The organism is Pustulibacterium marinum, from assembly GCF_900116665.1.
GTDB classification, from domain to species: domain Bacteria; phylum Bacteroidota; class Bacteroidia; order Flavobacteriales; family Flavobacteriaceae; genus Pustulibacterium; species Pustulibacterium marinum.
Genome location: NZ_FPBK01000020.1, coordinates 27597 through 48459, shown reverse-complemented (window position 1 = coordinate 48459; position 20863 = coordinate 27597). Strand labels below are relative to the sequence as shown.

Below are 20863 nucleotides of genomic sequence, written 5' to 3'. Positions count from 1 at the left end.
CTACCATTAACAACATCATGCTCCATAGCGCATTAAGAACCATTTTCGTTTGGTCCTTCGTACCCTTCCAGCAAATAGTACTACTATGACCGCTGCTGACTTCTCCGCTATGCCAACTCGTAGCTGCGGAGACCTCCCCAGGTAAGAACATCTTCTTTCTTTCGATTCCTGCCATATCTACTACTTCGGTGCTTATCTATATAAGATATTTGGGACTTCGCAGTTATGTGCCTACTCATCCGACCTCATAGCCTCGGTATATGGTTCGTGTTCCTCAGTACCGAAATTTGTAGTCTCGCTTCTTTCAGTCCTAGCTTCACAACTAGCAACCTTGCGACTTACTAATGGTTCAAGGCGTTACCCCTGCCCATAAGGGACTTGCACCCTCAAGATTAATATTATATCTTCGATATAGTAAAGATGCCCATGCTGGGCACACACAACGTATATAAAAAATAGCGGTTTAGGTGCTAAATCGAAATGAATTTTATAAATTTAAGGTCTGTGTTTAACCGAAAAGTTCGTGCAAAAAATCCGCTACTTTTCATATACAAACCCGTTAGCAAACATTTGAAATAAGCATAGTTATGAAAGAAATCATTGATCCTAACATAAAAATTGACTTAATCAAAAGATTTGATTTAGAAAATCTAGGAAAATCCTTTATTGTCCATGGTTTTGAATTTATGAACTCAAAACAATACTCAAAAGCTTCTGAATTTTTCAAGCAAGGATTAGATTTGGTAAGTTGCCAATGCGGAAATGGTTGGAAAGATGATTATATGTTTGATTTTGAAAAAATCGTTCCTTCAAAAACACTAAAATATAGTGCTTCCGAAAATTCACTTGACTATTATTTTACTCAAGCTTTTCTATATTCCTACGTAGATGTAGATAAGCAAAACGAGCTTTTAAATAAAGGGCTAGATTTAATTTTAAAATATTTAAAGAATAATGACTGTATTTATGGATACTACATTCAAGGTGTACTGTTTTCCGAATTAAAATTAAACAAACTAGCTTTGGATAGTTTTATCAAAGCCAAAGAATTAGGAAATTTAAATTGTATAAATTATAAAATTGGAGTTCTGAAAGAATCAATAGAAAATGATTATGGTCTAACAGATTTAATCGAAACTTTCGTTTCAAATCCTTCAAGTTTATGTTGTGCTTATCATCTTTCTTACAATTGGACAAAAAGGAGACTCGCTTGGGAATTGTCTATTCCACCATCAGTTCATCCTCATAAAAATTCGTTGAAAATAAATGACCTAACTGGACCGACATTCATCGACGAGTATAAAAACATTCTTGAAAATGAAAAAAGCTTAAACTTTGAAGAATTGCTTTCTTCTAAAAATAAAAAATCAGCTGATTTTTTTAATTATATTAATGATGAGAGAGAATATTTAAGGCTTCAAAAAGAAATTATTAGAGAGAAAAAAAGAAATAAACAAATGGAAGCTGAACGGGACAGAAAATATGGTCAAAAAAACACCAGAAAAGAATATATAAATCGAATGTCAATAAATTTAGATGCATTGGATGTTGACCAATATCCACCAGAGTTTTGGGATAATTTAAAATAAAAACTGCAGCTAATCGAGTAGACTACCTTGCCAGATAAGAGCAGGGAGAGCCTATCACACCACTATACGTATGGGTCGCGTATACGGCGGTTCGAAAATGATGTTAACACAGCTTATTTAAGTTCTTCGATTAAGTCATGACTAAGGTAAATTGAAATATATTGGAAAAACAACCATTATTGTGTATACTTTATTCTTAATATAAACTAGTTATAACTATTTGTAAGTGATTCGTTTTTGGTGTATATTTACATCAAACAATGAAATTATGTCTAGACAAAGTATATCATTAACGGAGCCCAATGATGAGTGGTTAAAAGCACAAGTGGAGAATAAAGAATACTCAAGTAAGAGTGAATTGGTTAACGACCTAATAAGACAAGCCCGAAAACAACAAGCGCAAATTGATTGGATTAGGGCTAAGTTGGAAACAGCTGAAAATAGTGGATTTACGAACGATAGTAAAGAAAGTATTTTAGCCCAATCAAAGTCCTTATTAAATGGCTAACTACAAATTGACAAATGAAGCAAAGAATGACTTAATTCGGATTCACCAGTACGGAGTTCAAAAATTTGGAATGACCCAAGCGGACAACTATTTCGAATCTTTTTTTAAGTATTTTGATATGATTGCTGAACGTCCCTTTTCATTCGAATCGGTAGACTATATAAAAAAAGGATACAGACGCTGCGTATGTGGAGCTGATAGCATTTACTATAGAATAAATGACAATATTATTGAAATAATGGCCATTGTTGGAAGACAAGATTTAAATGAAAAACTATAAAAAAGAAGTTCTTAAAGAACTGTTACAAGTTGATTTACCTCCGCTTAGCTAGTCTTTAATATACTCACAGTAATCCCCGTCAAAGAATTACTATGAGTATCTTTTAAAACTTCACCTGCGCCTGAATTCGCATCAAACTTCCTTTTTGATGATTAAAGGGATTCACATCATCCTCAAACCGGCGATCAGAAAAGGTATATTCCGTTACCAATTCAAAATGCTTAAAAGGATGCCACTCCACGCCTACTTCAGTATCATGAACCGCATAACTACGCGCATCCAATTCATGCTTTTTACCACCATCATAATATTGATAGCGAACAAACGGATAAAAGTCCTGTCCCCATTTATGAATGTAATAACTACAGGTGATATATCCACCTTGTAAAGGTTTCACAGCAATACTTTGGGTTGCTACATCATACTCAGGACCTTTCCCTATGTTGTATTCTGCTTGTATTCCGAACGGTTGTGGGTATAAAACAAAAGAAGCGCCAACTCTTTGATCTACATACCCATCAGGATTAACCTCTATAGTACTCCCATGTTCGGTAACTACATATTTTCCCGTATACGCCTGAATACCTGGTTCTATAACCTGATTACCAATTGTTATCGGGAATGTAAACCGTGTCACCAAATGAAATTCCTTGTTTTCATCATAATGGTTGGCCGTTTGTCCATTGTAGAAACCAAAAGCAAACATCCCAAAATCACCGCCACTTAAACCAGCTTTTCGAAGCTGTTTCCACAACCTGCGCTGTTTCTGAGTCGCCCAATAAAAGAACACACCCAGATCTCGCTCATCTTTCATCCCACTATTCATGGCGTCATCCCGATCTAACGGAATCCGATGGCTACTGGACTGCATGTTTTCATACCCATAAGGCACTTTACTCTGACCAATCCGAAAGCGAAATTCACTGGCTTCATCCACTCCCACATCTACATAGGCATCTTTTACACGGCCTACAAAATGTTCTTCCCCTACAGATTTAGCAAAATCCGGTTGAAAATATACAAATATGTGCGGTGTAATTTGTCCTTTAATTTTAAAACGAATCCGGCGAAAAGAAAGACCGCCTCCTTCACTGCCCCAATTCTCATCGCATTGTTCACAATACAGATCCGGATTGGTTTCAAAAAGTCCATTATACCGTACTTGCATATACCCTCCTAAACTTAATCGCTCATACCATTTTTCTTCTTGTTTTTCTTGTGCTTGCAACGAGAGCGTCATTGCCAGCATACAAGTTACGAACCACCCAATACGCATTAATCAATGGTTTTTAGTAAGACCTTTCCGGTTGCATTCATGACCACCTTCAAATCCTGATGATGGGTTGATTTGAGTTCCATTTTATACACCACCTCTTTGCCTTCAGTAATACGCTCCAAATCATCTATTGTATACCCATCAAATTGCTCTTCAATACTGCTCACAACAGCTTTGGGTAATTGCGTAACATCGATATCTTCTTTATGGCGTTGCATAGTAGCATCCGCAGCATACCACACTTCGTGATCGAGCCCCCAATTGGTTTCAAACTCTACACTATACAGTTTCCCATCCATTTCCCATTCAACATCACTCGCTTTGGAAAATTGTTGATGAAATTGATTGACAATTACTGAGGGCACTTCACGCTGAGGAATTTCCTGTGCCTGTACATTCCATAACAATCCTATAAATAATCCGATTCCTAACAATTGCTTTTTCATATCTATTGTATTAATTTATAAGACAAAGCAACCACCTAAAATGGGAAACAATTGGGAATCTGATCTAAAAGAAAGGTTAAAATCTAAAAGTAAAACAGTGTAAGGTATCTTGGTAAGTATACTCGATTGAATAGCCATAGCTTTCCAAAATAGCTTTTACAATAGACAGCCCTAACCCGGTATGCTTGATTTGGGGATTCCCTTTGTAAAAGCGGGTAAATATGTGTTCTTCATCTAACGGTGCATCGGAACCTGTATTCGCAATGGTAACACTATGTGGATTGATAGTTATGTAAAGCTTCCCTCCTTCACTATTATGAAAAATAGCATTTCTAAGCAGGTTAGACACGAAGATATGGGCTAGATTTTCATCCATCGCTACGAGAATTTCTGCCTCTTCTTCCAGCACAACATCAAGCTTTTTAAAGGCAATCATGTCCTCAAAATCCTGTAAACTTGCTTTAACCAACTTATTAAAAGCTAGCTGAACGGGTGTTACAAACTGCTTATTTTCAATCTTGGTCAGTAATAGTAAGGATCTGTTTAATCGGGTAAGCCGTTGAATGGTCTCATAGATTTCCGAGATGTGTGCTGCCTGTAACTCCGATAAAGAATCGGTTTCAATCAACAACTCTAGTTTATGCAAGACGATGGCTAAAGGTGTTTGCAATTCATGCGAAGCATTCCCTATAAACTCCTTTTGTTGTTCAAAAGTACGTACACTTTGCTGTAGCATAAGCTGTAAGGCGGATTGTAGTTCCTGAAACTCCTGTGTTTTTGTACTCACTTGAGGAATTGTGGCGGTTTTATCCAACCGAAAGTTTCTTAGGTGCTGTAACATTTGATAAAAGGGATGCCACAGTTTTTTCAATACTACATTGTTGATGATGACAATTCCGATGATTAAGATAACATACAGCCAGATCACATCCCAAAAGAGTTCATCAATCAAATCATCTTCTTCCACCATAGAGTTGGCTACTTTTAACTCATAATACCCTCCATCGATTTCAAATGCTGTGGTAAGCATACGTACAGGTTCTTCTTCAGGAGCCTGGTCATCTGCATCCTGCATGAGTAAAATAGTATCTACATAGGTATCTTTAAAAGCCAATGCTTTTTCTTTACTGATGGGGGTTATGGTAAAGAAACTTTCATCAAAATACTTTTTTTTCAATAAGGATGAATCTTGGGTGGCATTCTCAATAATCAAACGCTTGTAATTTTCCAATCCCTCATCAATACTGCTTTTAATTTCATTCAGCATGTTGATGTAAAAAACAACTGCCCATATGGTGACAATTCCAAAAATAGAAATGGATACATACGTAATGGAACGGTTAAGTAACTTCATGATATCACAAGTTTGTACCCAATGCCATATACGGCGGTAATGAGTATATCCGCACCAGCCTCTTGTAGTTTCTTACGCAAATTCTTTATTTGGTAATACACAAAATCAAAATTATCCGATTGATCAGCATGATCTCCCCAAACATGTTCTGCCAATGCTGTTTTACTTATAAGTCTGTTTTTGTTCAGTAGAAAATAATGCAATACATCAAATTCTTTACGGTTTAGCTCCAATAGCTGCTCATGAACCCAACATAAGCGTTCTTCCAAATCCAGCGAAGTATTCGCTACGCTCACCAATTGCTTTCCCTGTTGCTCTTTGCGGCGTAATACGGCTTTTACTCGGGCATTGAGTTCTGCTAAATGAAAGGGTTTGGTTAGGTAATCATCAGCTCCCAAAGCCAAACCACTGAGTTTATCCTCCAAAGCATCCTTAGCTGATATGATAATTACATTTTCACTTTTTCCGGCTTTTTTAAGCTCTTCTAACAAGGTAAGTCCATTGCCATGAGGCAGCATAATATCCAATAGAATGCAGTCATAGGTATACACAAAAACTTTTTCCAACGCTTCCGGATAATCACTTGCAGTGGCTACTACATACTGTTCCTTTTCCAAAGATTCCTGAATACTTTGCAATAATTGCGGCTCATCTTCTATCACCAATATCTTCATACCGGTAAAGATAAAACACAAATCGGGAAAGAAACGGGAATTTCAAAAGATACCATTTCTCATGTTCAATAATACTTTATCTCACCTCCGCTTATCCCGACTCTTCTTATCAAAAGCCACCAGGTTAAAAAGCTGTCGCATCCGACTGCGTACCCGATTCCCATAATGTACTTCCAATTCTTTTGCATTCAAATTCGTAGTAGCATGCGTCCGCACCTGATGATTTAAAAACAACTCATATCGGGACAACAACACCTCTCCAATTACATTGCAATCCTTGCCAAAATACCGTCCAGTAGGCTCTACTCCTAAATCATCCAAACAAAAGAACTTACTATTTCCAAACTGCTGTATGGTATCATACCCAATGTGATTAAACGCAAAGACAATGTTTCGGGTGGGGATCACTTCATACGAGCGGACATGCGGTACAATGTGTTTTACCAATCGCATGAGGGATGTCTTTCCACACCCCACAGGCCCGGTGAGCAAAATCCCTTTGTTTACATCGAGTCCCACTTTTTTACAACTCGCTGCATCTTTAATCATGTACAGACACAGTTTATAAATCACTTCCCTGTCCACCTCATACAAATGAAAACGCTCCCCAAACAGCATTTTTCCTTTAACCAGCAAATATTGCCAGATCTTTTCAAAATCATAGTTCACACGACTTCCCTCCAACCTTCCTAAATGAAATTCCAGGTTCCCTTCCTTGATGATATGTGGTGCATAGTCTTTCATAGCGGTTCATCATAATTTTTATCGTTACAGGTATGGAGGTTGTCCGTATATGGGACACTTCCTTTTTGTTTGTTTTTCTTTTCACCAGCATTCCATTTTTTTTGATTTTTACAATTTTTAGGTTTGTTACTGTTTTTTTTGTTTGTTACTGTTTGAATAGGTTTGTTTATAGATACCAACGCTTGTCCAGTACTTGTCTCTGATTCGGGACAGTCTGAGTCCACTTCTTGTCCACCGGTTGTCTCGGATTTGGGACAGTTCTCCCGCTCCTTTGCTACATCAAATTCAAACATATGCACCCGACTTCCTTTAAACGGATTATGGGAGGGTTCATACAGAATATAACTCCAGTTACTCAGATCCGTTAAACACCGATGATAGGTTGATTTCGATCCGAGTTTTGCCAATTCCATAACCTCCTCTCTTTGAATAAAAAAAGAAGGTCTAAAATAATTGAGGTTCCAGAATCGGAAGAGTGCCATATACAAACTCACATGAGAAGGGTTTAATCGTCCATCCCTTGAAAACAATTCCAGAACCTCATTTAAGTGATGAATGTAATTTACCTCTTGCATACCACATATGAATCAACACGGTTCTGCTCCAATACCTGCATCACATCCTGATACTGATAATACAAGACCCCACCCACTTTCGAAAACGGTAAGGTGCCATTCACGCGTAGGTTTTGTAAAGTTCCCGGAGAAATCCCTAACAGGTCTCGGACCTCTTTGGATTTCATCCATCTTTTCTGTTGCATAGCACCCTGCTGTGCTAAAAGTTCTTTAAAGGCTTCTAGTAATTCTAGTTTAAATTCACGAAGCTCATCTGTCGTAATAATGGTTGCTGCCATACGAATACATGTTTTAAAAAAGCAACACCTTCCCAGGTTACGTCTTTTTAAAAGGGAAGGCATTGCCCATAGATTTGACTTTCAAGACAAAGCTGCACAAACCCATTCACATTCTTTCCCTATGCGTTCCCAGCTGGGAAAAACATTTAACATTTACAACTTCGTACCTCACGGTATCGAAAAGCATTAAAAAATCGCAAATCCTATCTTAAGATTGCGATTTTGCTAACTTAACATGTACATTTTTAGTTTTCGTAGGTCTTTCCCAGCTGGGAAAAAAAATGTAGTGATGACAAGGGTTCACAACGAAAGACAACCAGCCTAAACCTCAAAAAAAACAATTAAAAACAACTTAACTATGAAGTTGGTGTCAAAACCCATCTTCCTCCTCCATTTTTTTAATAAATCCTTCCCAAAGTTTTCGGACAAAACGAGCGCGTTTGCCTTTACGCTCTTTAATTTCTGCATACGTTTTATAGACATTTTCCAGTTTTACATCAAACAACACCTCAAAACCGGCAGCAATTTTAGCAATGTCCTCTTCCCCATCGTTAATCGCATGGGCATTGTACAGTGCATAAATAAGTTCTACCAAAGCCGTTTTGGAAGCCGTCCAATGCAGTTCCGGAAGGTGAATAGCGGAAGTTGTAGGATACTGTTGTTGTTTGAGACGCTGTTTCAACTGTTGTAAAAAAGACATTTCCTTTTGTTTGGCTAGCAATCGTGCCCACAACACATCATGAGAACTTGCAAAATCAGGGTCCACATAAAACATCAACTCCGGTATGAGCGGCATGACGACCTTTGGTTTCCGTACAAAATACAGCTGATCCTGAAAGGTACATTGCTGTTCCATGTAAAATAGAAAATCACGGTGCATACTCATAGACTCCGAAATGCCTAACAATCGAAATTTTAAAAAATCCAATTGACGTTTGACCGCCCCTTTCGGCAATTGCAAATAACAATTGCGTACTTCATAGAAGTAGATCAAATGCTGTAAGGGTTGGGGTTTGATATGCTTAAAAAAGTAGATTTCATCTTCTTGAGACAATTTCGGGTACAACATAAGTAATTGCCGGAGTTCCCATAACGTATGATGACATAACTCAATTCCCGGTTGCGTTTGTTCTAAGGCAATCAACTCCGTCTGTACAATTCCATCTAATTGGGTATAAAATTGGTGTAATATTTCTTGGCATCGCTTCTTCATACATCATCATGGCTACTGGATTCAACATTCGTACTTACTGATTACAGCAGGGTATTTTGCTGCATCAATTCTAGCCAATCCACTATAAAATTATCTTTGGTCTGTACAAATGCCAGTTGCGCTCGAATGCGAGCTCCCAATTTCTTCTTTTCAAAGCCGGCTGTCAATCCAAAATCAATTTGCCGACATCCCAAGGCGTGCGCTCGTACAATGGTTTGAAACAACAATTGACGGTAAATTTGATGTGCTTCCGTATAGGCATAATCCATGCCTATAAAAGCCGGAGTATAGGTATGTTGTTGATTCTTATACGCAAACATCACGCCTACCAATAACCCTTGGTCTCCTTCATGATATTTTGGAAGTAACCGTAATGTAATAAACTCCCAATGGGGATGTGCATTCATGCCAGGGATCAATGGCTCAGGAAACGAGAAGGTATTCAGCCCTACATTTCGCTTCCGAACAGCTTCCAGTAAGGCCGAGGCGATCGCCTGTTCCTTTTCATCCAAACGCTCCTGTACCAACACTTCAAAATGCTCACAAAACGGCACAATGTCCTTACGAAAATGCTTCCGAGATCGATACGATAACCGTTCAAAATACGCCTGTAACGTCTCCCCTACATTCAGTGTGATCGTAGTAGATTCCGGCATCGCTATGGGAACAAACCCTTGTTGTAACAAATACTCCTGATACACCGTATCGGTATCAAAATCCCGTAAAACCACCATACGACACGCCGCTTCTTCGCTCCATTGGGAGACCACACGCAAACACTGCTTCCAAGCTTCCATGAGCTTCGGATGGTGATGATGTAGGTAATAATGCGCTCCTTCGGTAAACGGACATCCCATGGAAACCACCTGTGAAGTCATCAGATACGGATCCCCCAACCGTTTCAGTTCCACCCGTTCCGATACCGAGGCCGGCGATAACATATCCTCCTTCCAAAGTGCCTTGGATAAGAACGTGACCAACACAGGAACGTTTTCCGAATCCGTTATTAACACATACTGAAACGACCAATTGTGCTCTTGGCGCTTATTACCTGAAAACACTTCCTCTAAAAATTGCATGCCTTGCCAATCAAATACATTACGTTTTCCCATGGTCGTATTCCATAGATCAGGAGCCACTTTACAAATGGAATTTACTACGGTCACCTGTAACCCCACCTGGTCGGGGTTTACCTCCTTCTTAACGGTATTTTTTAGTAAAGGCATTTGAAATAAGCTGCGCACTTCATTTTGCGTCACTCCGGTAGCAGTTAACGCCAAAGGATAATGGTATTCCAAAGCTTCCACCAATGCTTTCAACTGCGCTTTGGTATGCAATCGAGAAACCGTGATGCGCAATCCTGTCTGTTTGATCGGTACCCCAGGAAAAATACCAATATTGATATAAAACCCGTCTTCTTTCATACGTCGAATCAGTTCATATCCCATAATAGGCATGCCTGCAGCTATATAAAAAATGGGCGTTTGATGATGGGCCACCAAAGGGATATCCGTGGCCATCAAGAGCTTATACAAATATTGAATGTTGGCTTGTAATGCTTGCTGTAACTGATAAATTTCAGCACTCAAATGAATCTTTGCCGAAGCAATAGCTGCTCCTACGGTTGCCGGTTCCAATTGCACTGAGAACGTAAGCGGTCCTCCAAAGGTTTTTATTTTCTGTTGCAATTCGGAATCCTGACAAGCAATGACAGCACCTCCAGCACCAAACGTTTTCCCTAAAGTCCCTGTCAACACCACCCGATCCGGTAACGTTCCTAACTGTTCTCGTATAAACCCGGTTCCGTTCGGCCCTTTCCAACTCATGCCATGCACATCATCCACATACACATGCAAAGACGGATAGCGCTGCATCAGTTCCGTCAAGGCTTCCATCGGTACTTGATCCCCAAACATGGAATAAATCCCATCCGCCATGAACCAAATCTTTTCCACTTTGGAAGCCAACCGTTTGATTTTTTCCTCCAATAGATCCAATCGGTTGTGCCGAATCATTTCGATAGGAACACTCCGAGACTTCAACTGTTTGGCCGCAGCCTGTACACTCCAATGTACTTGATGGTCTAAAACAATGGCATCCCTGTCCGATACGACGGCAGGAATGGCGCCCATATGTCCTAAGGTACTATTTTTAGTAATCACGATGGGACAAGCATACATCTTGGTAACCAACGTTTCCAATTCTTCATAGAGTGGATGCGACACATAACTCTTGGATAACGGAAACTGAGTTCCATAGTGATGAATGGCTGCCATCGCTGCTTCCTTCAAGCGCGGATCCTGTTCCAACCCCAAATAGCCGGTCGATCCAAATTGTACCAACTCCTTTCCATCAATCGTCAACGTCACGCCGTTCAACTCCAAATCTTCCGCATACAAATGCAAGGCACCTTGCTTACGCGCCTCTGAAAATACCGTATGTACCGTATCTAAAAAATTATTGTTTTTCACCTTCGCCATGATCCTCTTGATTACATTCCTAATACTTTGAACGCTAAAATTTAGGGGTATTTACAGGGAAATGACTTCAAAAAATAGAATTAATCCCGAATCGGTAAACCTTTATACCATTTCGGTAAGAGTTGTTTGCAAAAAAATAGGTAAAATTGACTTTTTCATAGAAACTTTTTAATTTTATAAACCAAATCTTACATATGTCATTACATAATCCACAACATACTGTAGCTGAACTATACATTCAGGAAGGTATTCTCTTTTGTATCTATCAAAAGAAACTCCTCCTGAATCTCAGTGCTGCGCAGTGGGTCGTATCCCAACGGCTCACCTTGCAAATGAATCGCATCATGCCGGTATATTGTGACATTTCAGGAATCGCTAAAGCCAGTAAAGAGGTTCGAGATTATATGGCCATAGAAGGGACTACAGGGATCAAAGCCTTGGCACTGGTGGTATCAACGCCGGTAAGCCATGCGATTTCCGAAGTATTTACCCTATCAAGCGCTCCCCCCATTCCTACCCAAACCTTTTGCAACCGGGCAGAAGCCATCGCATTTTTGCAACCCTTTAGGTAATCCCAGTCCCTTTTTCCTATCCATTCACCCGTATCACTAAAGTATTCACTTTTTAATACGGAAACCTATGCGTAAAAGAAAAATGAAAAATCAAGCACACCAGCATCGTATGGAGCAATTACATGCCATGCTTTTGGAAATGATACAAGGCAACTTGATGTATGAAATGAAAATAGCTTCCAAAAAAGACTGCTTAAGTGGCATCAGTGCGCTACTCAATATGCTCAATGAAGAATTACGCGCCTTTGTACAACGGGATGCTTTCCAAAACACGCAAAGCCCTTTTATCCCGATAGCCATCGGTTCCATGATCTTGAATGCATCCCATCACATAGAACAGGTAACTTCACAAATCCCTTCCTTATTACACTATCCCCCAGAAGTTTTCATAGGCACCAACCTGCAAGACCTACTCCTTCCGGAAAGTCTCCCATTGTATCAACAAACCATGGAAGCACTCAAAAGTACTCCACAAGACATCTTGATTTGTCCACTGGAATTCCGTGCCGGGAATGGGCTCCACCTAAAACTGTCCGGCTCCTTACAATGGCTGACCACCCCAGCGCAACGCCCACTCCTTGTGATTACCTTTATGGAAGTAGTTCGCAAAGACAGCGTACTACTTCCACGGGATCCCTTTACTTTTGCCAACAACAGTTCCATTCCTGCAGAAGACCGCAAAAAACTGGAAGCAGCTGCCACCTACCTCAAAGCACATGTGGAAGATCATATGATTTCCTTAACCGAACTTGCTCGTTTGGTACGTACCAATGAATTCAAATTAAAGCGCTATTTCAAACAAATGTACCATACCACCGTACATGAATACCAAAAACAACTCCGTTTGAGAAGAGCCGCCCTATACCTAACCGATACCAATTTGTCCATGAAGCAAATTGCTAAAAAACTAGGCTACAAAACCGCTCCTCACTTTTCCAAAGTCTTCAAAGAACATTACCAGATGCCTCCGAGTGTGTATCGCAAGGAAAAACGACCTCCGTTCAATTAATCCTTTTTAGGTAAACAATGCTCCTAAAGAGATAATTCCACCTGTGTAATTTTACAGCAAATGATTCCAAATCAACTCATTTACTATGAAAAACAACGGATTACATATCATACGAACAAGTATCGTGATTGCCTATGCCTTGTTATTTTCCTATGCGGCCATCACCAAACTGATGGACTATGCACAGTTTCGGGTACAATTGCAACAATCCCCCATACTAACGACGATAGCGCCCCTAGTAGCGATTGGTATTCCGATACTCGAATTACTATTCGCATTAGGACTTTTCATCAAACCGCTACAAACCATTAGCTTGTATGGATCCTTATTCTTAATGAGCTGTTTTACGGTATACATTTACCAAATCCTAAACTACAGCGAATTCATTCCCTGTTCCTGCGGAGGTATCTTAGAAAATATGGGGTGGAAAACCCATCTCCTAGTTAACATTGTATTTATAAGCTTGGCCATACTCGCAATCCTTATCAAAACACCATGGCAATTACAATATAAAGACTCACAATATACATAGCGCTATAGATCAGGGGAAACCGAAAACCTGTAACAGAGTAGGTAATCATTTAAAACTTTGTACTTATGAAAAAGTCACGTTTATTTCTGGCCACCGGAGTCTTTGCATTAGCCTTCGGTGCCGCCTTTGCAACCAAAGCAAACAAAGACGATGCCTTATTAGGCTATGCACAGTTGGCGACCAGTTGTCAACTAACCGATGTACCAATCGAATGTGGTACAGAACATGCCAATATCTGTACGGTCGATGAAATCACCTATTTTGTTAGCCGTAAAGGAAATGACCCTTCAGTTTGTGTAACAGAATATAGAAAGCCTTAATGACAATTAAATTTCTTATGTGATGACTTCCGGTAATCCCGGAAGTTTTCATTTTAAAACAAAACCTACATCTTATGAAAACATCACTAAAAAAAACACTGTTATTGATTCTAAGCACTTTGGGTTTGGCTACCATAACCATGATTGCACTCTTCCAAATCACCACTCTTAACCGCCATCAAGCACAAGGGTTTGTTCGGTACTATCCACCCCATCTCTTTTCTCCAGATACCATTATCGATGTAGGATACAACAGCTACTATCCGGCAGGATATTATAGAGACACCCTATATTTTGGCAATACCACCGATCCTAGCCATATGCTGGGGTTAGCATTAACTACACTAGATACCATTCATAACCAGCTAACTCTTCCCAACATTCCTTTTTCAATTGGTAATGCAAGACTTTATGTATTAGAAAACCAACTCTTTCTAACCGAAGGACATACCCCGCTTATCTTGTCCGGTACTGTCAAAGAACGTACGTTATATGTAATGGATACCCTCTCTTACTTTCAACAAGCAAAACCTTATAGTTCGAACCATTTGATGCTAAAGATCTATGATGGCTCTCAAAGTAGGCTAGCCCGTAAACAACTCCAACCTTCGAATATCAAAACAGCCCCTCACCTGCTTACCAAACAACAAGACGGGCTCTTTGATATGGATGGACAACTGCATATTACCCCTACAACGCGCCAACTTGTGTATGTATACCGTTATAGAAACACTATCGTACTATCAGATACAACCTTTACCCATACCCAAACCTATCATACCATTGATACTATTACCAAAGTGCAAATGGAACTGGTAAAACTACCCAACCATCAAACCAAGTTTGCCAAACCACCCCTGGTAGTCAATAAAAACAGTGCGGTTACAGATTCAATATTATTTGTACATTCAGCCTTAAAATCCAATAACGAAGAGCATATGAGTCTGACCAGCTTATCAGTAATTGATCTTTACGACTTAAATAATGGTCATTATTTATATAGCGGCTATATTCCTAATCATAATCGGCAATCCATCAGTTATTTATACATAGTAGGCCAACAACTGTATGCTTTGTTTGGTTCAGATCTGGTCTGTTATACCATCCATCTTCCTCAACAGCCTCCCCTGTAAATACAGGGGGACTGCAATAGAGAACAACTATTCAGGGGCGCTAATAACAATAACTTTAATATCGCGTTCTTTCAAGGTTAAAGCTAATCCATACCGAGCTAAGGACTTTTGTATGGATTTCAAATCATTAAAAATACCATCCAGCGTAATATCAATATTGTAAGTAATACCGGTTTCATCTACAAAAGGTGGTCCCTCTTGATGATAACCCCATATCAGCTTTAACAAATCAGCTACTTTTTTATTAATCATGGTATAGTGCACAATACTCGGTCCTTCACTGTGGGTAATCCCACCGGAACTTTTGAGTAAGCGTTCGGTTTCTTTGGAGGCCGTTAAACTCCAATAAGGCATGGAACGGGTTTCTACCTTTACCTGATATCCGAAGTAATTTTTTAAATCTCGCTGCATGAGTTTTTGTATATCAACAAGTTCCATAGTGCCATCAGGCACCACCAAACTGTACACATACAAATCCGGCGTTTTGGTATAATCCCATCCAAAGGCGGTCGTATCACTAATCCCCTCCAACTCCGGACGATACCAATATTCCCAATAAGTAGGATGTGGTGGATACATTGGTTCTATAGGACCATAAGCAACCCGATATAAACGAGATAGATCAGCACAGGATACAAATACTTCTCTTTTGGTTTTGTCAAACGAAAAATTATAATTGCCATAAGGTTTGATAGTATCCTTCCACCTACTGAGCACCGAACGATATAGAAAATCGGTATCTTTTCCTCCATTTCCATTAACCAAAAAAGGAGTTTCTAAATCATACGTATGCAACGAAGCTTCTTGTTGACTACGATTTTTGGGGTTTCCCAAGGCGGGTTTCTTTCCCTCCATAATAGCCTGCATACCGGGCATATCCAAATCCATACTGATATTTCGAATCATTCCTGTGGGATCGACTACCACTACATACGAAAAGGTTGCTATTCCAAAGGTATCAATGGCTTTCTCATCATAAGCCACAGGAAAAGTATATCCATAGGTTTTTCGATATACGCTATCAATTAGGTGCTCTCCTTCACCTTCGTGGGTTAAGGTTATAATTTGTAATTGATCTCCATACGTCCCTTCAATTTTCATCAATTCCTCAAAATGCTTTAAAGACGACGAGCAATACCGACTCCAAAAAAACAGTACCAACCATTTTCCTTCAAAATCCTTGGTATTCACCCGAGGTACCTTGTAATGTTCCAAATCTAAGGTAAGCCCCGGACAGGGTTCTCCTACCTTCGGATACGGATCCGGCTGATTCATTGTGTAACTCCTACCGCCAAGTAGCAAACTTGACAGTACTAAGAGGTAGTATATTTTTTTATTAACTATGAATTTCATTCGTTATGTTTTTAATTATGATACATTAATACCCATCATTCTGGGTTAAGTTGGGATTCAGCAAACGTTCCGATTCCGGTATCGGATACCAGAAATCCGTTTCCTGCAAATCCGCTTTGGACTCCAACGGAGTGGTATTTCCGCTGCGTTGTAAGTCAAACCAGCGGTGTCCCCATTCGGCAAAAAGCTCCACACGACGCTCCTGCATGACGGCATCCAAAATATCCTCCGAACTCACCAAATCCAAAGCTTCCAATCCGGCACGCCCTCGGATAGCATTGAGTAAAGCTACTGCTTCCGCATTCATACTTAAATGAGCTGCCGCTTCTGCCTGTATCAGATAGATTTCTGCCAAACGGAAGACTGTATAATATTCTTCCACGGCAGGAGAAAAAGATACCTGATATTTGTAAGGATAATAATAGGTTTCACCACCTAAAACCATACTGGCTACCCAAGTGCTAAAGCGTGTATCTCCCGATTCAAAAGCAGCCACCAGCGAAGCACTCAACGAAAAGTTACTGGTTACACAACAGGTAAAACTATAGCCTTCAATGGTATTAAAACCTTCAATAACCGGATACAATTGCCAGATAGCTTCGCTATTATTGGGATGAAATACGTCTCCTATATCCACCAACTCATACAAACTATCGGCACCAATAATCTCCCCTGCTGTATCATACGCAGTTTGCCAATCCTCTTGATACAAATACACCCGAGCCAGCAGGGCTTGTGCTGCATAGCGATTGGGACGAATCCGCTCTCCTGATGACAAACTATAATCCTCAGGTAACAGGGCTACTGCCTGCTCCAAATCACTAATCAAATGGGTGTACACTTCGGCTACCGGCATTCGAGAAACCGTACTGTTAAGCTCATAATTCACTCCTGTGATGTAAGGTACTTCTCCAAAGAACCTCGTCAAATACCAATGGGCAAAGCCGCGCATAAAATACCCTTCCCCTATCAACTGGTCTTTTAGTTCCTGTGAAACCATCTCAGAAGTTTCCAATCCTGCCAATAAGGCATTGGCCTGATAAATCGTTTTATACATATCGCTCCACTGGTTTGCCACATAGGCGTTGGAAGGCAACAGGTTATTTTCATACAAAGCTGCCTGAGCTCCATCATTACTTAAATTCACAAACTCATCGGCTGAGAGTCCGGCAAATAAGGTGGTATTCTTATTGGCAAAGTATCCTAAGTTGTCCATCATGGTAATATACATTCCCGTAGCTGCCAAGAGCGCACTTTCATCACTATCAAAGACCTGTGAAGCACTGAGCTCAGTAGAGGGAATCTCTACTTCAATAAAATCAGAACAGCTACCCAAAAACAGCAGCAAACCACCTAACAGGTATACCATCTTATTTATCTTCATCCAATGCTTATCAGGATTACTTATCACATAAATTCTCTTTTTTTTCATATTCATTACTTACTAAGGTTAAAATGAGATTTGCATACCTACCATCCAACTGGTCAGGGGTGGTAACGATCCTACACTTTGGGTCTCGGGATCCCAACCCTCATAATCCGTAAAAGTTAACAGGTTTTGTCCTTGTATATACATGCGCAGTCCCGATAGCTTCACCGTATCCAGCCAACGCTTGGGAAACTGGTAACTGAAATTGACCGTCTGCAATCGTACATACGAAGCATCCGTATAAGCTGCACTACTGGATTGGAGTAAGTTATAAGCATTTGCTCCAACTCCCCCTGTGGTATAGGCCTGAACACCTGCGGTATCTCCTGGAGCCTGCCAATGATCCAATACCAAGTTGGGTTGGTTTCTTATATACCCCGGTGCCCCTCCCAAATCATAGAAGTAACTATAGCCGGTTTGTTTGACAAACTGTAAAACAGCCTCCAACTGCCAACCTTTATAACTCAATGTATTTTGAAAACTCCCATAGTATTTTTGCCCGCTGCGACGTAGGGTTTGTTTATCCTCAGCTGCCGTAATCGTCCCATCTCCGTTCACATCCTCAAAGGTGTAATAACCGGTTTCAGGATCTATCCCCGTATAATTATATACTTTGGTAATATCCAAAGGCTGCCCGACCACATACGTATTGGCATAGGTAGATAGTTCCAAATCCGGAAAGGAAATCAATTTATTCTTAGGAACTGTTAACAGCAACGAATTACGCCATGTAACATCACCCTGTACAGGTGTACTATGCAATTCAAACTCCCAGCCTGTATTTTGTACCACAGCATCCAAATTGTTCTGAATACTTCCAAATCCGGTAGTTGCCGGTAATGGCTCTCCAATCAACTGACTAGAAGAACGATTTCGGTACCAAGCCACATTAAATTGTATCCGATCCTTCCAAAATCCACTCTCCAAAGCCACTTCAAATTTTCGATTCACTTCCCAACCATAATTGGGATTATACAAACGACTCGGGTACAGTCCTCCCTGTCCATTATAATTGTAATAGGTAGCCGTCCAGCTATCCAAATAACCATAATCTGAAATCCGGTCATTTCCAGAAGTTCCATAGCTACTGCGTAGTTTTCCAAAACTCAGCATACTATCCTTAAACCAATTTTCCTCGGAAAACAGCCAAGCTGCACCTACAGCTCCAAAGTTGCCCCACTGATTGCCCGGACCAAACCTGCTGGAACCATCCCGTCTACCGGTGACATTCAAAATATACCGATGCTTGTAATTGTAATTAATTCTACCAAAAACAGCCATATACCGATAATCTGTTTCCAAAAACTGACGTACCTGAAAAGAAGGGGCTGCTGCCATATTATCCAATAAGGCATCATCCGTATAGCCCTTGGCATAGAACTCCTGCAACCGAAATTGATTCTCCTGAAAGCTTCCTCCTATTAGTACCTCCAAACGACTGTTGTTCCAAGACCTCATATAATTCAGTTGGGGTTCCAGTATCCAACTGTCAAACGTCCGACGACCAAAACTCGCTTCTCCGGTAGTATATACAGCAGGATTCAACGAAGCCAAAGGTGTCTGCCCTATTTGCTCTCCATCCATGCGGTTATACCCCCCACTAACCTTCAATTTCAATCCCTGAAAAAGGCGATAACTCACATTCAAATTCCCCACAAAGGAATACTGAGTGTTTTGATACGATTGCAATATCAGCGCATAGGGATTACTAAAGGTACTATTCTCAAAATTCAGACTTCCATCTTCCAAATAGATCTCAGGAGCATTAGGCGGCATGTACAAAGCATTATAAGTAGGATCGTTTTTAGGTTGTTTGTTTACATCCCTACTATATAAAACAGTTCCTTGGGTTGAAAACCGACCATCTTCGGATTCATGCTGTACCGATAAATTCCCGGATACTTTACGATTGCTAAAATCCCCGGGAAACACACTCCCTTGTTCCCTAAAGGAAGTCCCCAAACGATACTTCGTTCGATCATTTCCTCCAGATAAGGATACCTGTGCCTGGGTAATCTCAGCAGTTTCACCCAAGAGCTTACGCTGCCAGTCCGTATACCGATGCTGATCCCATAGCAGTAAATCCGGTGCATTGGCATTGGTTGGGGTGGTTCCTGTATTGGCAAAGGCCTCTTGCCGCATCTCCAAATACTCCTCGGTACTGAGCATATCCCAAAACCGGGTCATCTTAGCAGCTCCTGAGGCTACAGATACCGACAGTTGACTTTTCCCTGACTTCCCTTGTTTGGTGGTAATCAAAATCACCCCATTCGCTCCTCTAGAGCCATAGATAGCGGTTGCATCCGCATCCTTGAGAACTTCAATACGTTCAATATCCGCTGGATTCAATGCCTGTAAAGGATTTCCTCCACCGGTTAGCGCAGCACTAAAAACTGCTTCCATACTTTCAGACATATAGGGTACGCCATCTATCACATATAAAGGTTCATTTCCGGCAGCAATGCTATTGCGCCCCCGTATCTGTATGTCAAAACGACTGCCCGGTATACCTCCTGTAGAAACGATGGATACTCCGGTTAACCTACCCTGCAAGGTTTCAAACACATTTCCCACAGGTTGTGCTTCTATAGCTTCCCCAGAGATACCTGTTATACTTCCGGTACGCTCCTTCTCAGAAACCGTATAATAACCAGCATTCACCACTACGGCATCCAACTCACTAACGGATTCTATAAGAACTACATTGATTAATTTGAGTCCCCCCACAGGAATTTCCTGAGACTGATACCCCAGATAGGAAAAGACCAAAGTATCCGAAGCCATCACTGGTAACTTATAATAACCGTTTTCATCACTTAAAATACCCGAAGTACTTCCCTTTACCTGAATGGTGGCTCCATAGATCGGACCATCCCGATCAGATACGGTTCCAGATAGACTCACAGTAGATTGAGCCCACGCCCCGGGGCTTCCAAAACAAAAGCAAAAACATAAAAAATATAGGAATATAGCATGCCTCCCCATGCTATGTAGAAAAAATTTCATACTATTGGGTTGTTGTTAATTTCACATCAAATTAGCTGCACAGAAGCCTGCTACCGTCGCCAAACTCGTAGCGGGCTTTTCTATTTCTAATC

The 20863-nt window shown here is 40.4% G+C and carries 20 protein-coding genes; 8 read left to right on the top strand and 12 right to left on the bottom strand.

Features of this window, described 5'->3' with window-relative positions; genetic code table 11:
- The first annotated feature begins 587 nt into the window (after positions 1–587).
- The 3 genes from BM383_RS17590 (at position 588) to BM383_RS17580 (ending at position 2377) form a co-directional block, all read left to right on the top strand.
- Positions 588–1589 (top strand): hypothetical protein, encoded by a 1002-nt coding sequence (locus BM383_RS17590; RefSeq protein WP_093026470.1) that lies wholly within the window; start codon positions 588–590, stop codon positions 1587–1589.
- A gap of 268 nt (positions 1590–1857) precedes the next feature.
- Entirely contained in the window at positions 1858–2097 is a 240-nt protein-coding gene (locus BM383_RS17585; protein WP_093026469.1) for a ribbon-helix-helix domain-containing protein, read from the top strand.
- Positions 2090–2377, top strand: coding sequence for a type II toxin-antitoxin system RelE/ParE family toxin (locus tag BM383_RS17580; RefSeq protein ID WP_093026468.1), 288 nt, complete (start codon positions 2090–2092; stop codon positions 2375–2377). The genes BM383_RS17585 and BM383_RS17580 overlap by 8 nt, the downstream gene beginning before the upstream one ends.
- 103 nt (positions 2378–2480) lie before the next feature.
- On the opposite strand, the gene BM383_RS17575 is transcribed toward BM383_RS17580, so the two are convergent.
- The 9 genes from BM383_RS17575 to BM383_RS17535 all read right to left on the bottom strand — a co-directional run bounded on the left by BM383_RS17575 (position 2481) and on the right by BM383_RS17535 (position 11417).
- Positions 2481–3653, bottom strand: a complete 1173-nt coding sequence (locus BM383_RS17575) for a porin (protein WP_093026467.1) — start codon at positions 3651–3653, stop codon at positions 2481–2483.
- Positions 3653–4099, bottom strand: a complete 447-nt coding sequence (locus BM383_RS17570) for a PepSY-like domain-containing protein (protein ID WP_093026466.1) — start codon at positions 4097–4099, stop codon at positions 3653–3655. The genes BM383_RS17575 and BM383_RS17570 overlap by 1 nt, the downstream gene beginning before the upstream one ends.
- Positions 4100–4175: 76 nt before the next feature.
- Positions 4176–5453, bottom strand: a complete 1278-nt coding sequence (locus tag BM383_RS17565) for a sensor histidine kinase (protein WP_093026465.1) — start codon at positions 5451–5453, stop codon at positions 4176–4178.
- Positions 5450–6127 (bottom strand): response regulator transcription factor, encoded by a 678-nt coding sequence (locus tag BM383_RS17560; protein ID WP_093026464.1) that lies wholly within the window; start codon positions 6125–6127, stop codon positions 5450–5452. The genes BM383_RS17565 and BM383_RS17560 overlap by 4 nt, the downstream gene beginning before the upstream one ends.
- An 81-nt stretch (positions 6128–6208) precedes the next feature.
- Entirely contained in the window at positions 6209–6871 is a 663-nt protein-coding gene (locus tag BM383_RS17555; RefSeq protein WP_093026463.1) for an ATPase, read from the bottom strand.
- On the bottom strand, positions 6868–7446 hold the full coding sequence (locus BM383_RS17550; protein WP_093026462.1) for a hypothetical protein: 579 nt from the start codon (positions 7444–7446) through the stop codon (positions 6868–6870). Before BM383_RS17550 ends, BM383_RS17555 begins: the two co-directional genes overlap by 4 nt.
- Positions 7434–7724 carry a helix-turn-helix domain-containing protein gene (locus BM383_RS17545; RefSeq protein WP_093026461.1) on the bottom strand — a complete coding sequence of 97 codons (291 nt, stop codon included), beginning with the start codon at positions 7722–7724 and terminating at the stop codon, positions 7434–7436. Before BM383_RS17545 ends, BM383_RS17550 begins: the two co-directional genes overlap by 13 nt.
- A 370-nt stretch (positions 7725–8094) precedes the next feature.
- Positions 8095–8937, bottom strand: a complete 843-nt coding sequence (locus tag BM383_RS17540) for an RteC domain-containing protein (protein WP_093026460.1) — start codon at positions 8935–8937, stop codon at positions 8095–8097.
- A 41-nt stretch (positions 8938–8978) separates the two neighbouring features.
- Positions 8979–11417, bottom strand: a complete 2439-nt coding sequence (locus BM383_RS17535; protein WP_093026459.1) for an aminotransferase class I/II-fold pyridoxal phosphate-dependent enzyme — start codon at positions 11415–11417, stop codon at positions 8979–8981.
- Between the two features lie 194 nt (positions 11418–11611).
- On the opposite strand from BM383_RS17535, the gene BM383_RS17530 reads away from it, so the two are divergent.
- The 5 genes from BM383_RS17530 to BM383_RS17510 all read left to right on the top strand — a co-directional run bounded on the left by BM383_RS17530 (position 11612) and on the right by BM383_RS17510 (position 14983).
- Positions 11612–11989, top strand: a complete 378-nt coding sequence (locus BM383_RS17530) for a DUF7793 family protein (protein WP_093026458.1) — start codon at positions 11612–11614, stop codon at positions 11987–11989.
- Positions 11990–12056: 67 nt separating this feature from the next.
- The gene (locus tag BM383_RS17525) at positions 12057–12998 is read left to right on the top strand and encodes a helix-turn-helix transcriptional regulator (RefSeq protein WP_093026457.1); all 942 of its coding nucleotides are present in this window, start codon (positions 12057–12059) and stop codon (positions 12996–12998) included.
- 85 nt (positions 12999–13083) lie between these two features.
- Positions 13084–13530 carry a MauE/DoxX family redox-associated membrane protein gene (locus tag BM383_RS19135; protein WP_093026456.1) on the top strand — a complete coding sequence of 149 codons (447 nt, stop codon included), beginning with the start codon at positions 13084–13086 and terminating at the stop codon, positions 13528–13530.
- A 65-nt stretch (positions 13531–13595) separates the two neighbouring features.
- On the top strand, positions 13596–13850 hold the full coding sequence (locus BM383_RS17515; protein ID WP_093026455.1) for a DUF6520 family protein: 255 nt from the start codon (positions 13596–13598) through the stop codon (positions 13848–13850).
- Between the two features lie 74 nt (positions 13851–13924).
- Positions 13925–14983, top strand: coding sequence for a hypothetical protein (locus BM383_RS17510; RefSeq protein ID WP_093026454.1), 1059 nt, complete (start codon positions 13925–13927; stop codon positions 14981–14983).
- 27 nt (positions 14984–15010) lie between these two features.
- On the opposite strand, the gene BM383_RS17505 is transcribed toward BM383_RS17510, so the two are convergent.
- From BM383_RS17505 to BM383_RS17495, 3 genes are all read right to left on the bottom strand, one after another.
- A complete protein-coding gene (locus BM383_RS17505) occupies positions 15011–16336 on the bottom strand; it encodes a thioredoxin-like domain-containing protein (RefSeq protein WP_093026453.1) in 1326 nt (441 codons plus the stop codon).
- Positions 16337–16361: 25 nt separating this feature from the next.
- Positions 16362–17705, bottom strand: coding sequence for a RagB/SusD family nutrient uptake outer membrane protein (locus tag BM383_RS17500; protein ID WP_177229160.1), 1344 nt, complete (start codon positions 17703–17705; stop codon positions 16362–16364).
- Positions 17706–17786: 81 nt separating this feature from the next.
- On the bottom strand, positions 17787–20771 hold the full coding sequence (locus tag BM383_RS17495) for a SusC/RagA family TonB-linked outer membrane protein (RefSeq protein ID WP_093026451.1): 2985 nt from the start codon (positions 20769–20771) through the stop codon (positions 17787–17789).
- Between the last annotated feature and the right edge of the window lie 92 nt (positions 20772–20863).